Source organism: Polaromonas sp. P3_B1 (assembly GCF_056402935.1).
On record NZ_JBFUGK010000065.1, the window covers coordinates 1 to 13,279 of the forward strand.

Here is a 13,279-nt window from a genome sequence, read left to right on the forward strand (position 1 = left end):
CCCCGTCAAGGTCTTGAAGGCCCTGGACCTCAAGTTTGAAACCGAAAGCGCGCTGGTCGGCGGCGCCGCCTACGAAGCTCATGGCCATCCGCTGCCCGAGGCCACGCTCAAGCTCGCCAAAGAAGCCGACGCCGTGCTGTTCGGCGCGGTGGGCGACTGGAAATACGACAAGCTGGACCGGCCGCTGCGCCCCGAGCAGGCCATCCTGGGCCTGCGCAAGAACCTGGGCCTGTTCGCCAACTTCCGCCCCGCGATCTGCTATTCGCAGCTGGTGGATGCTTCCAGCCTCAAGCGCGAACTGGTGTCGGGCCTGGACATCCTCATCATCCGCGAGCTGACCGGCGACATCTACTTCGGCCAGCCGCGCGGCCGCCGCGTTTCGCCTGACGGCCACTTTCCCGGGGCGGAAGAAGCTTTTGACACCATGCGTTATTCGCGCCCCGAGATCGAACGCATCGCCCACGTCGCCTTCCAGGCCGCCCGCAAGCGCGGCAAACGCGTGACCAGCGTCGACAAGGCCAACGTGCTGGAAACCTTCCAGCTCTGGAAAGACGTGGTCACCGAAGTCGGCAAAGAGTACCCCGACGTCGCGCTGGACCACATGTATGTGGACAACGCCGCCATGCAACTGGTCAAGGCGCCCAAGAAGTTTGACGTGGTCGTCACCGGCAATATGTTCGGCGACATCCTCAGCGACGCCGCCGCCATGCTGACCGGCTCCATCGGCATGCTGCCCTCGGCCAGCCTGAACGACAAAAACCAGGGCCTGTACGAACCCAGCCACGGCAGCGCGCCCGACATCGCCGGCAAGGGCGTGGCGAATCCGCTGGCCACAATTTTGAGCGCGGCGATGATGCTGCGCTTCAGCCTGAACCAGCCCGAAGCTGCCGCCCGCATCGAAAAGGCTGTGGACGCCGTGCTGAGCCAGGGCCTGCGCACGCCGGACATCTACAGCGAAGGCACGACCAAGGTCGGGACCGTCCAAATGGGCGATGCCGTGGTCAAAGCCTTGGCCTGACGTTTTTTTGCAGCAAACCACCTCAAACCTGCGTCAAAACACAGGTTTGGGGCGGTTGTCAGCCCCGCTAAAGCCAAGCCTGGCTACAATCGAGGCATATGCGCAAAAACCCCGCTTTCACCCACTGCCCCGCCGCCCTGCGCGCGGGTCATGGCGCGCCGGTTTTTGCCCAGATCACCAAAACGACCACCATTAAAGGCTAGCAAGCCTGGTTCGTCGTGCCCTGCCGGCTCGATGAGCCGGGCCCAAAAGCCATATTTTTGACTTTTTGAAGGGGCAGTTCCAATGAAACTCAAAGGCAATCTCACAGGGCTCGTCGGCTGGCGCGGCATGGTCGGCTCGGTCCTGATCGACCGCATGCAGGCCGAAGGCGATTTCGACCTGATCGAGCCGGTGTTCTTCTCGACCTCCAACGCAGGCGGCAAAGCCCCCGCCCAGGCGAAGAACGAGACAACGCTCAAAGACGCCTTTGACATTGAAGCGCTCAAGAAGTGCGACGTCATCATCACGGCCCAGGGCGGCGACTACACCTCCGAAGTTTTCCCCAAGCTGCGCGCCGCCGGCTGGAAGGGCCACTGGATCGACGCGGCCTCCACGCTGCGCATGAACGACGACGCCGTCATCATCCTGGATCCGGTCAACCTGCCCGTGATCCAGAATGCCCTGGCCAAGGGCGGCACCAACTGGATTGGCGGCAACTGCACGGTCAGTTGCATGCTGATGGGCGTGGGTGCGCTGTACAAGGCCGGCCTGGTCGAGTGGATGACCAGCATGACCTACCAGGCAGCCTCGGGCGGCGGCGCGCAGCACATGCGCGAGCTGCTGACGCAGTTCGGCACGCTCAACAGCGAGGTCCGCACGCTGCTGGACGACCCGAAATCCGCGATTCTCGAAATCGACCGTCGCATCCTGGCCAAACAACAAGGCCTGGGCGCGACTGAAACCGCCAACTTTGGCGTGCCGCTGGGCGGTTCGCTGATCCCCTGGATCGATAAGGACCTGGGCAACGGCATGAGCAAGGAAGAATGGAAAGGCGGCGCCGAGACCAACAAGATCCTGGGCCAGGGCGCCGGCTTCGGCACGGCCGAAACCCCCGTCGACGGCTTCTGCGTGCGCATTGGCGCCATGCGCTGCCACAGCCAGGCGCTGACCTTCAAGCTCAAGAAGGATGTGCCCCTGGCCGACATCGAGGCCATGATCGCGGCCGACAACGAGTGGGTCAAAGTGGTGCCCAATACGCGTGAAGCCTCCATCAAGGACCTCACGCCGGTGGCCGTCACCGGCACCATGCAGATCCCGGTGGGCCGCCTGCGCAAGCTGGCCATGGGTCCCGACTACCTGGGCGCATTCACCGTGGGCGACCAGCTGCTGTGGGGCGCCGCCGAACCGCTGCGCCGCATGCTGCGCATCTTGGTGCAGGCATAAATTAATTGAGGTGAGCGGCCGCCAACATACGGCCGCCTATCCGTAACCACATGTCACAAGACGTTGTGGTCAGACAACATTGGAAACTTGTAAGTTGCTGCTAACTCGCTGTGTCAAAACTTAAGTGGTGTCTTAGCTTGTCAGCCTAATGCCTTGATGTTAAGGTTGTTTTTCGAAAATTCGCATCGAGGTTTTTGTGCGCATAAGCAGAATAAAGTTACATGCAGACCGAGCACTGGAGGCTCACAACCCCATGATTAATCGCGGTCGTTGGCGCATAGGCGCCTTGGCAAGTGCCATTGCACTGCTCGGTAGCCTGGCAAGTCTGGAAGCCCATGCGCTCGCGCTGGGCCGGATCACGGTCCAATCGGCGTTGGGGGAACCCCTTCGCGCGGAAATCGAGATCGCCGACATCAAACCCGATGAAGCGTCGAGCCTCAAGGCCGGCGTTGCGCCCCCCGACACTTTCAGGGCTGCCGGGCTTGAATACGGCAGTGTGGTCTCCGGCGTCGAAGTCACCCTGCAGCGCCGTCCCGACGGCCGCTCCTTTCTGCGCCTGAGCAGCAATCGCCCCGTCACCGAGCCTTTTGTCGACCTGATCCTGGAAGCCAGCTGGGCCAACGGCCGCATCACGCGCGACTACACCATGCTGTTCGACCCACCGGCGCTGCGCTCGAGCAGCTCGGCGGCAGCTGCGCCCACAGCGCCTGTTCTGTCTTCCCGCCCGGCCGCCCCACCCGCCAAGGGCATTGCCTCCATCCCCTATTCGCCACCGGCCGGCCCCAGCACCCGGCCCGCACCGGTCGCCAAAGCGTCCGCAGCACCTCTCGAAAAAGTGCCCGCAGGCGGCGACAAACAGGTCACCGTCAAGGCTGGCGACACCGCCGGCAAGATCGCCGCCCAGAACAAGCCCGCCAGCGTGTCGCTGGACCAGATGCTGGTCGCCCTGCTGCGCAGCAACCCGGACGCTTTCATCGGCGGCAACGTGAACCGCATCAAATCCGGCGCGGTGCTCGATATACCAAGCGCCGAAACGGCCAGTGCGATTTCCAGCGGTGACGCCAGCCAGACCATCGTTGCGCAAAGCAAGGACTTCAACAGCTTCCGCCGCAAACTGGCCGAAGGCGTGCCGGCCACCCAGGTGGCCAGCGCCGACCGCCAGGCCGGCGGCAAGGTGCAGGCCAAGGTCGAAGACCGCGCGCCTGCCAGCACCACACCCGACAAGCTGACCCTTTCCAAGGGCGCTGTACAGGGCAAGGCGGCACTTACCGCCGCCGAAGACAAGATCGCCAAGGAACGCCAGGCCAAGGAAGCCTCCACACGGGTGGCCGAACTGTCCAAGAACATCAACGAGCTCAACAAGCTCGGCGCCGGCCCAGCGGCCGCACCCGCAGCCAGTGCCGCCAAAACGCCAGGTGTCGCGGTTCCCGCGCCCGCCAGCGTGACGCCGCCCCCCGCGGTGGCACCGGCTGCCACGGCTCCCGCGGCAGCAGCATCCACCCCGGCCATAACACCGGCACCGGCACCGGCCCCCGCCGTCGCCGCCGTCACGCCCCCGGTTGCCGCCGCCAGTGCGGCAGCAGCGGCCGCTTCGGCGCCCGCAACATCAGCCTCCGAAGCCTCCACCAGCGCAGCGCCTGCGGCTTCCGCGCCCGCACCAGTGGCCAGTGCAGCGGTCACGCCGCCTGTTGTGGCTCCCGCCAAAAAGCCCGTGGCCGTGCCTCCGCCGCCGCCTGAGCCCAGCCTGCTCGACGAACTGCTCGACAATCCGCTGATCCTGCCCATCGCAGGCGGCTTGCTGCTGCTGCTCGCCGGTTTCGGTTTTTACCGCTACCGCCAGCGCGGCGGCGCGGCCCAGGTCGACAGTTCCTTCCTCGAAAGCAGGCTGCAGCCCGATTCTTTTTTCGGCGCCAGCGGCGGCCAAAGGATTGACACGAATGAAGGCAACGCCACGGGCTCGTCCCTGGTGTATTCGCCGAGTCAATTGGATGCCGCTGGCGACGTCGACCCCGTAGCCGAAGCCGATGTGTACCTGGCCTATGGACGTGATCTGCAGGCTGAGGAAATCCTCAAAGAGGCCATGCGCACCAGCCCGATGCGCGTAGCCATCCATGCCAAACTGATGGAAATCTACGCCAAGCGCCGCGACAGCAAGGCGTTTGAAACGGTCGCCATCGAAGCGTTCAACCTCACCCACGGCAGCGGCCCTGAATGGGCTTACATCACCGAGATGGGTCGTGAGCTCGATCCCGCGAACCCGATGTACCAGCCCGGCGGACAGCCTGCAGGCTCGGCCCCTGGCGGCAGCACCTCGGCTTTCAGCCCGGGCGGCACGGTGGCCATGGTGGCGCAGCCGGCGCACGTTCCCGCTCCCACGCCTTCGGTGGATGTCGACCTCGACCTGGACTTCTCCCTCGGTGACGAACCTGGTGAACCGACCGCTCCGGCAGCCATTTCGGCCCCGCCGCCGCCTCCACCAGCCCCCGTGCGCGTCGAACCCACGGTGGCCATGAAGGTGCCGGAACCCGCTCCCCTGAACATGGACTTCAGCAGCGCCACGGTGGCACTGCCGACAGCTACCCCGCCGGCACCGGTTGCCAAGCCTGTTGCGGCGCCCGCGCCCGACGCTTCCTTCCTTGACGAAGGCCTGAACTTCACGGCCGAACCCTTCACACCAACGCCCAAACCGGCGCCGGCCCCCGTGAAAGCGGCGGCCCCCGCGCCGGCTCCGGCCGCGGCTGACAACGGCATGCTGGAGTTCGACCTCGGCTCGCTGTCCCTGGACCTGAACGGCCCCACCACGGAAAGCCCCGCGCATCCCGAGGAAGCCTTGTCCGGATCCGAAGACCCGCTGGAAACCAAATTCCTGCTGGCCGAGGAATTCCGCTCGCTCGGCGACTCGGACGGCGCCAGGTCGCTGGCAGAAGAGGTAATGGCCGAAGCCAAGGGCCCGCTGAAGGTCAAGGCGCAGGCCTTCCTGAACGCCCTGTCGTGAGCGCAGCCTGAACGCGCTGCGTTCACTGCGTGCCCGCCTGTGAGGATCGCACTCGGCATCAGCTACAGCGGCAGCGGCTACGAAGGCTGGCAAAGCCAGCTTTCGGGCAATACCATCCAGGACAAGCTGGAGCTGGCGCTCGGAAAATTCGCCGCCCAGCCCATACGCACCCTGTGCGCCGGCCGCACCGATGCCGGCGTGCACGGCCTGATGCAGGTCGTGCACTTTGACATCCTGCTGCAGCGCGACATCGCCTCCTGGGTGCGCGGCACCAACGCCTTTTTGCCGTCCGACATCGCCGTGCAGTGGGCACGCGAAGTTCCGGATGAATTCCATTGCCGCGGCAGCGCCATCGCACGGCGCTACGCCTACGTGGTGCTGGAGTCCGCCGTGCGGCCCAGCGTCGAAGCCGGGCGCGTCGGCTGGGTCTACCGGCCGCTGGATGAGGCAGCCATGCGCCAGGCCGCCACCCAGCTGGTCGGCGAGCATGATTTCAGCTCCTTCCGGGCGGCGCAATGCCAGGCCAAGTCCCCCGTCAAAACCATCAAACACATCACAATCTCGCACCGTGGGGAGCCGGGCGCCCGGTACTGGCGCTTCGAGTTCGAAGCCAACGCTTTTTTGCACCACATGATCCGCAACATCATGGGCTGCCTGGTCGCCATAGGCCAGGGCAGCTACCCGCCCGACTGGCTGGCCGGCGTGATGGCCGCGCGCAGCCGCGATGCCGCCGCGCCGACGTTTTCGCCGGACGGCTTGTACTTTCTCGGGCCTGTCTACGAAGACCACTATGGCCTCCCGAACCGCACAGCAGCCTATGATTGGTTGCCATGACGCCCATCCCCCCTACCCGTACCCGCATCAAGATCTGCGGCCTGACCCGTGAGGAAGACGTGGATGCCGCCGTGGCCGCCGGGGCCGATGCGGTCGGCTTTGTGATGTACGAGGCCAGCCCGCGCCATGTGACGGCCGAACGCGCCGCCCAACTGTCCCGCCGCCTGCCGCCCTTTGTGACCCCGGTACTGCTCTTCGTCAACGCGCCCACGGCCCGCATCAGCGCCGCCTGCGCCCTCATGCCCACGGCCTTCCTGCAATTCCACGGGGACGAAACACCCGAAACCTGCCTGCAGGCAGGCCGGCCCTTCATGCGCGCCGCGCGCATTCCGCTGGATGAAAAAGCCTCCGAAAACACCCCGGGCAACCCAGGCGGCTTTGATCTCGTAAAATACGCCCAGGACTTCAAGGCCGCACAAGCCATCCTGCTCGACGCTCATGTCGAAGGTTATGGCGGCGGCGGGAAAACATTCAATTGGTCACTTCTTCCTCCAAACGTCAACGCTCACCTCGTTTTGTCTGGTGGATTGACGCCTGCAAACGTGATCGATGGCATTTCGCAAGTCAGGCCGCGTTGCACAACGCTGGCCGTTGATGTCAGTTCCGGCGTCGAGATTTCCAAGGGAATCAAAAGCGCCGACAAAATCAACCAGTTCGTCGCGGCCGTGCGCGCCGCCGACGAGTTACTTGCAAAGAGTCCCCATCATGTACGAGTACCACCAGCCTGACGTTTCAGGCCATTTCGGAATTTACGGCGGCAGTTTCGTTTCGGAAACGCTGACCCACGCGATCAACGAACTCAAGACGGCTTACGCCAAATACCAGCACGACCCGGAATTCATCGCCGAATTCCATTCCGAGCTGGCGCATTTCGTGGGCCGCCCTTCGCCGATCTACCACGCCGCGCGCATGAGCCGCGAACAGGGCGGCGCGCAGATTTACCTCAAGCGCGAAGACCTCAACCATACCGGCGCGCACAAGATCAACAACACCATAGGCCAGGCCATGCTGGCGCGCCGCATGGGCAAGCCGCGCGTCATCGCCGAGACCGGCGCCGGCCAGCACGGTGTGGCGACCGCCACCATCTGCGCGCGCTACGGCCTTGAGTGCGTGGTTTACATGGGCAGCGAAGACGTCAAGCGCCAAAGCCCCAACGTCTACCGCATGAACCTGCTGGGCGCCACGGTGGTGCCGGTTGAAAGCGGCAGCAAAACATTGAAAGACGCGCTCAACGAAGCCATGCGCGACTGGGTCGCCAACGTGGACAACACCTTCTACATCATCGGCACCGTGGCGGGCCCGCATCCCTACCCCATGATGGTCCGCGACTTCCAGAGCGTGATAGGCACCGAATGCCTGCAGCAGATGCCGGAATTCATCGGCACCCACCAGCCCGACGCGGTGATCGCCTGCGTGGGCGGCGGCAGCAACGCCATGGGCATCTTCCACCCCTATATCCAGCACGCGAAAACCCGCCTGATCGGTGTCGAAGCGGCCGGTGAGGGCCTGGAAAGCGGCAAGCATTCCGCATCCCTGCAGCGCGGCCTGCCCGGCGTGCTGCACGGCAACCGCACCTATGTGCTGCAAAACGAGGACGGCCAGGTCACCGAGACCCACAGCATCAGCGCCGGGCTCGACTATCCCGGCGTGGGCCCGGAGCACGCCTTCCTCAAGGACATAGGCCGTGCCGAATACGTTGGCATCACCGACAAGGAAGCCCTGGAAGCTTTCCACTATCTGTGCCGCACCGAAGGCATCATTCCCGCGCTCGAATCCAGCCATGCCGTGGCCTGCGCCATGAAAATGGCCCGCAGCATGCGCAGCGACCAGAGCCTGCTCGTCTGCCTCTCGGGCCGGGGCGACAAGGACATCGGCACGGTGGCCGATCTCTCGGGGGCTGACTTTTACGACCGGCCCTCCATGCGGGGCCTCTCGGTCAAAGGCGGCGCAGCTTCGGCAGCGTCCTTCGATGCCAGCGGCGCCAAGGGTAGCGGGGTGCAATCATGAGCCGTATTGCCTCTACTTTCTCCACGCTGAAAAGCCAGGGTCGCAAGGCCTTGATCCCTTACGTCACCGCAGGCTTCCCGTTTGCCGACGTCACGCCGGAGCTGATGCACGCCATGGTGGCCGGCGGCGCCGACGTGATCGAACTGGGCGTGCCCTTTTCCGACCCCAGCGCCGACGGCCCGGTGATCCAGAAAGCCGGCGACAAGGCCCTGTCCTTCGGCATCGGCCTGGCCCAGGTGCTGGAGATGGTGCGCCAGTTCCGCACCAAGGACAACACCACGCCGATCGTCCTGATGGGCTACGCCAACCCGGTGGAGCGTTACGACATCAAGCACGGCGGCAGCAAAACCGAAAGCGCCTTCATCCGCGATGCCGCGCAGGCCGGTGTGGACGGCGTGCTCATCGTCGACTACCCGCCCGAGGAGTGTGTGGAATTCGCCGCCCGGCTGCGTGCGCACAACATGGATTTGATCTTTCTGCTGGCGCCCACCAGCACCGACGCCCGCATGGCCCAGGTGGCTGAAGTCGCCAGCGGCTATGTGTACTACGTCTCGCTCAAGGGCGTGACCGGCGCCGGCACGCTGGACGTGGGGGCCGTCGAAGCCACGCTGCCGCGCATACGCCGGCATGTGAACGTGCCCGTGGGCGTGGGCTTCGGCATACGCGACGCGGCAACCGCCAAGGCCATAGGCAAGGTGGCCGATGCCGTGGTCATAGGCAGCAAAATCATCCAGCTGATCGAAAACCAGCCGCGGGAGCAGGTAGCGGCCGTTGCCCAGGCGTTTTTGAAAGAAATTCGTACTGCTTTGGACTGACTTTCGAGCGGGCCGGCCTGGGGCCGGAGACCGGGCAAACCGGCGCATAATTGCGCTTTTCGCCCGGCAAGCCCCAGGCGCCGCCCGACACCAAAAGGACTGACTTCATGTCTTGGCTAGAAAAACTTCTCCCCCCCAAAATCRGCCCCACCGACCCGACGGAACGCCGCCAGGTGCCCGAGGGCCTCTGGATCAAATGCCCGAGCTGCGAAGCGGTGCTCTACAAGACCGACCTGGAAAAAAACCAGAACGTCTGCCCGCAATGCAGCCACCACCACCGCATAGGCGCGCGCGCGCGGCTGGACGCCTTCCTGGACCCGGAAGGCCGCTATGAACTCGGCCAGGAAGTGCTGCCGGTCGACGCCCTGAAGTTCAAGGACAGCCGCAAATACCCCGAGCGCCTCAAGGAAGCCCTGGAAAACACCCAGGAAACCGATGCGCTCATCGTCATGGGAGGTGCGGTGCACAGCATAGGCGTGGTTGTCGCCTGCTTTGARTTCGACTTCATGGGCGGCAGCATGGGCAGCGTGGTGGGCGAGCGCTTTGTGCGCGGCGTGCACGCGGCCATCGAGCAAAAAGTCCCGTTCATCTGCTTTACCGCCACCGGCGGCGCGCGCATGCAGGAGGGCCTGCTCAGCCTCATGCAGATGGCCAAGACCAATGCCGCCCTGACGCGCCTGGCCAAAAAAGGCCTGCCCTACATCAGCGTGCTGACCGACCCCACCATGGGCGGGGTGAGCGCCGGCTTCGCGTTTGTCGGCGACGTGGTCATCGCCGAGCCCAAGGCCCTGATCGGTTTTGCCGGCCCGCGCGTCATTGAATCGACCGTGCGTGTGACCTTGCCGGAAGGCTTCCAGCGCGCCGAGTTCCTGCAGACCAAGGGCGCGATCGACTTCATCTGCGATCGCCGGGAGCTGCGCAAAACCGTGGCCAGTTCGCTGGCCATGCTGCTCAGGCAGCCGGCCGACGCCGTCAGCTGAGGCGGATCCCGTCCCCACATTTGCGGCGCCAGAACGTACCGAAAAGCCCTCCTGAGCCCGGCGTATTAGACGCAGAAATACCCGCGCCTCCAGGGGAGCGTGGGATGATGTGGCTCACTGCAATCCAAAGCGCGACGAGACCATGCCCGAAGCCCTGACGCTGAGCTCCCTTCCCCTGTTCCCGCTGGGCGCGGTGTTGTTTCCGGGCGGCGTCCTGCCGCTGCGCATCTTTGAAGTACGCTACCTGGACATGATCGGCAAATGCCACAAGGCAGGCGCCCCTTTCGGCGTGGTGTCGCTGACCGAAGGCTCGGAAGTGCGCCGTCCCGCCGACACCGGCCCGGGCGGCGATGGCTTTGCGCACGAGGCCTTCAGCAGCATCGGCACGCTGGCCACCATCACCGAGTTCTCCATGTTGCAGCCGGGCCTGATGGCCATACGCTGCACGGGTGCCCAGCGCTTTGAGATCACCCGCCGTGAAAAACTCAAACACGGCCTGTGGATCGCCGATGTCACCCGCCTGGAAGACGACCAGGCCGTGCAAATCCCCGCCGACCTGCAAACCACGGCGGACGCGCTGGGCAAGCTGATCAAAAGCCTGCAGGACCGCGAGTTGCCGCAGACCCAGATGCCGCTGCAGTCGCCCTACCACCTTGAAGACTGCGGCTGGGTCTCCAACCGCTGGTGCGAGCTGCTGCCCATTCCCCTGGAGCTCAAGCAGCGCCTGATGCAACTCGACAACCCGCTGATGCGGCTGGAACTCGTGAGTGACATCCTGGAGCGCACGGGCATCGCGCTCTGACCGCCAACCACGCGTTTTCAGGCACCCGGGCCAAAGCGCCAGCGTCACTTAAAATCGACAATTCGGCGCTTTTCAGCTCCCACCTCAGTTGGGCGGGGCGCCCGACATCTTTTGACCTTTTTCCGGAACCTTGACCTTATGTCCATCCCCCCGCAAGACGAAAACCAGTTGATCATCGAGCGCCGCGAAAAGCTCAAGGCCCTGCGTAAAAATCAGGCGGACGGCAAAGGCGTGGCCTTCCCGAACGACTTCAAGCCGACCGACCATGCGGCCAAGCTGCACGCCGCACACGATGACAAGGACGGCGAGGCGCTGGCTGCGGAAGCCATTCCCGCGAAGATCGCCGGCCGCATGATGCTCAAGCGCGTGATGGGCAAGGCGAGTTTTGCCACCCTGCAGGACAGTACGGGTCGCATCCAGATTTTTCTCACACGCGATGAGATCGGCGAAGAGCTTTATGCCGCTTTCAAGCACTGGGACCTGGGCGATATCGTGGCCGCGGAAGGCAAGGTCTTCAAGACCAAGACGGGCGAGCTGTCCATCCATGCCACCAGCGTGCGCCTGCTGACCAAGAGCCTGCGTCCCCTGCCCGGCGATTTTTACGGCATGGCCGACCAGGAGCAGAAATACCGCCAGCGCTATGTGGACCTGATCACCGACGAGCAGGCTCGCAAGCGTTTTACCGCGCGCAGCAAGGCCGTCAGTTCTATCCGCGAATTCATGGTCGGCCACGACTTCCTCGAGGTCGAAACGCCCATGCTGCACCCCATTCCGGGCGGCGCCAATGCCAAGCCTTTCAAGACGCACCACAACGCGCTGGACCAGGAGATGTTCCTGCGCATTGCGCCGGAGCTTTACCTCAAGCGCCTGATCGTCGGCGGCTTTGACCGCGTCTTCGAGATCAACCGCAGCTACCGCAACGAAGGCATCTCGGTGCGGCACAACCCCGAATTCACCATGATGGAGTTCTATGCGGCCTATTGGGACTACAACGACCTGATGGACTTCACCGAGGCGCTGATCCGCGACGCGGCGCAAAAGGCCGTGGGCACGCTGCAGCTGAGCTACGGCGGCAAGGAAGAAAAAGTCGACCTCGCCAAGCCCTTTGCCCGCCTGACGATACGCGAAGCCATCCTCAAGCACACCGAAGCCGGCGAGCATGTCGACGACGCCGCATGGCTCACCAATGCCCTCAAAAAGCTGGGCATGAGCGAGGAAAAAGACCGCCTCTCGACGCGATCGCTCGCCAGCCTGCAGGTGCTGTACTTCGAGGAACTGGTCGAAGAAAAGCTCTGGCAGCCGACCTTCATCATGGAGCATCCGACGGAAATCTCGCCGCTGGCGCGCGCCAACGACAGCCGGCCCGAAGTGACCGAACGCTTTGAGCTCTACATCACCGGCCGCGAATTCGGCAACGGCTTCAGCGAGCTCAACGACGCCGAAGAACAGGCCGCCCGCTTCAACGCCCAGGTCGCGGCCAAGGACAGCGGCGACGACGAAGCCATGTTCTACGACCACGACTTCGTGCGCGCCCTCGAATACGGCATGCCCCCCACCGGCGGCTGCGGCGTGGGCATTGACCGCCTGATGATGCTGCTGACCGACAGCCCTAGCATTCGGGATGTCATCCTTTTTCCGGCGCTGCGTCGCGAGGCCTGAAGCGCAAGCAGTGAGGCGTCTGGCCTGAATTCCTGATGGCCAATGCCTCCCCCCTCAAATACCTCGCCGGGTATCCGGAAAACCTGCGGACCCAGGTTCAGCAGTTGCTGGATCAGGGCCGGCTCAGCGAAGTGCTGCTCGCCAAGTACCCCCAGGGCCATGGTGTGCGGACCGACAAGGCGCTGTACGACTACGTGATGGATCTCAAGAACGATTTCCTGCGCAGCTCCGAGCCGCTGTCCAAAGTTGCGTTCGACAGCAAGCTCCACGTGATCGCCCACGCACTGGGCACGCACACGACCGTGTCGCGCGTGCAAGGCAACAAGCTCAAGGCCAAACGCGAGATCCGTGTCGCCACGCTGTTCAAAGACGTGCCCGTGGAGTTTCTGCGCATGATCACGGTGCATGAGCTGGCCCACATCAAGGAGCGGGCCCATGACAAGGCTTTCTACCAGCTGTGCACGCACATGGAGCCGCAGTACCACCAGTATGAGTTTGATTTGCGGGTTTATTTGACCCACCTTGATCAAGTGGGGAAGCTGGCTTGGCCTGCGGGGCAGACCGCGCCCTAGGTCGGTTCTTGCGCCGGCGGCGTGCCCTCTGCTGGGTTCTGCTGGCCGGGAGTGGCCCGGCGGCCAGTAACTTTCTTTTGCTTCGCCAAAAGAAAGTCACCAAAGAAAAGGCGACCCGCAGTCTGGGTCCCTTCGCTTCGCTGCGGGCAACCTGCGGTGCTCGAGCCAAGCG

At 64.2% G+C, this 13,279-nt stretch carries 11 protein-coding genes; all 11 read left to right on the plus strand.

Features of this window, described 5'->3' with window-relative positions:
- Positions 1-1,018, plus strand: a 1,018-nt coding sequence (gene leuB, locus AC1DXS_RS24095) for a 3-isopropylmalate dehydrogenase (RefSeq protein ID WP_477739967.1), incomplete at its 5' end; no start/stop codon positions are given.
- Positions 1,019-1,303: 285 nt separating this feature from the next.
- Entirely contained in the window at positions 1,304-2,443 is a 1,140-nt protein-coding gene (gene asd / locus AC1DXS_RS24100; RefSeq protein WP_477739968.1) for an aspartate-semialdehyde dehydrogenase, read from the plus strand.
- A gap of 253 nt (positions 2,444-2,696) precedes the next feature.
- Positions 2,697-5,438, plus strand: a complete 2,742-nt coding sequence (locus AC1DXS_RS24105) for a FimV/HubP family polar landmark protein (RefSeq protein ID WP_477739969.1) — start codon at positions 2,697-2,699, stop codon at positions 5,436-5,438.
- 39 nt (positions 5,439-5,477) lie between these two features.
- Entirely contained in the window at positions 5,478-6,272 is a 795-nt protein-coding gene (gene truA, locus AC1DXS_RS24110) for a tRNA pseudouridine(38-40) synthase TruA (RefSeq protein WP_477739970.1), read from the plus strand.
- Positions 6,269-7,000, plus strand: coding sequence for a phosphoribosylanthranilate isomerase (locus tag AC1DXS_RS24115; protein ID WP_477739971.1), 732 nt, complete (start codon positions 6,269-6,271; stop codon positions 6,998-7,000). The genes truA and AC1DXS_RS24115 overlap by 4 nt, the downstream gene beginning before the upstream one ends.
- Positions 6,978-8,279 carry a tryptophan synthase subunit beta gene (gene trpB, locus AC1DXS_RS24120; protein ID WP_477739972.1) on the plus strand — a complete coding sequence of 434 codons (1,302 nt, stop codon included), beginning with the start codon at positions 6,978-6,980 and terminating at the stop codon, positions 8,277-8,279. Before AC1DXS_RS24115 ends, trpB begins: the two co-directional genes overlap by 23 nt.
- Complete coding sequence (gene trpA, locus AC1DXS_RS24125) at positions 8,276-9,094, plus strand: tryptophan synthase subunit alpha (protein WP_477739973.1); 819 nt, start codon at positions 8,276-8,278, stop codon at positions 9,092-9,094. The genes trpB and trpA overlap by 4 nt, the downstream gene beginning before the upstream one ends.
- Positions 9,095-9,201: 107 nt before the next feature.
- Positions 9,202-10,074, plus strand: coding sequence for an acetyl-CoA carboxylase, carboxyltransferase subunit beta (accD, locus tag AC1DXS_RS24130; protein WP_477739974.1), 873 nt, complete (start codon positions 9,202-9,204; stop codon positions 10,072-10,074).
- A 142-nt stretch (positions 10,075-10,216) separates the two neighbouring features.
- Positions 10,217-10,876 carry an LON peptidase substrate-binding domain-containing protein gene (locus tag AC1DXS_RS24135; protein ID WP_477739975.1) on the plus strand — a complete coding sequence of 220 codons (660 nt, stop codon included), beginning with the start codon at positions 10,217-10,219 and terminating at the stop codon, positions 10,874-10,876.
- A gap of 138 nt (positions 10,877-11,014) precedes the next feature.
- The gene (gene lysS / locus AC1DXS_RS24140; RefSeq protein ID WP_477739976.1) at positions 11,015-12,535 is read left to right on the plus strand and encodes a lysine--tRNA ligase; all 1,521 of its coding nucleotides are present in this window, start codon (positions 11,015-11,017) and stop codon (positions 12,533-12,535) included.
- A gap of 35 nt (positions 12,536-12,570) precedes the next feature.
- Positions 12,571-13,107: a YgjP-like metallopeptidase domain-containing protein gene (locus AC1DXS_RS24145; protein WP_477739977.1), complete on the plus strand. Its 537-nt coding sequence runs from the start codon at positions 12,571-12,573 to the stop codon at positions 13,105-13,107.
- Positions 13,108-13,279 lie beyond the last annotated feature (172 nt).

Bases quoted from the DNA above. Each gene is read 5' to 3' on its own strand.
- AC1DXS_RS24145 (WP_477739977.1), top strand. From the start codon at position 12,571: ATGGCCAATGCCTCCCCCCTCAAATACCTCGCCGGGTATCCGGAAAAC.
- trpB (WP_477739972.1), top strand. From the start codon at position 6,978: ATGTACGAGTACCACCAGCCTGACGTTTCAGGCCATTTCGGAATTTAC.
- trpA (WP_477739973.1), top strand. From the start codon at position 8,276: ATGAGCCGTATTGCCTCTACTTTCTCCACGCTGAAAAGCCAGGGTCGC.
- AC1DXS_RS24115 (WP_477739971.1), top strand. From the start codon at position 6,269: ATGACGCCCATCCCCCCTACCCGTACCCGCATCAAGATCTGCGGCCTG.
- asd (WP_477739968.1), top strand. From the start codon at position 1,304: ATGAAACTCAAAGGCAATCTCACAGGGCTCGTCGGCTGGCGCGGCATG.
- AC1DXS_RS24105 (WP_477739969.1), top strand. From the start codon at position 2,697: ATGATTAATCGCGGTCGTTGGCGCATAGGCGCCTTGGCAAGTGCCATT.
- AC1DXS_RS24135 (WP_477739975.1), top strand. From the start codon at position 10,217: ATGCCCGAAGCCCTGACGCTGAGCTCCCTTCCCCTGTTCCCGCTGGGC.
- lysS (WP_477739976.1), top strand. From the start codon at position 11,015: ATGTCCATCCCCCCGCAAGACGAAAACCAGTTGATCATCGAGCGCCGC.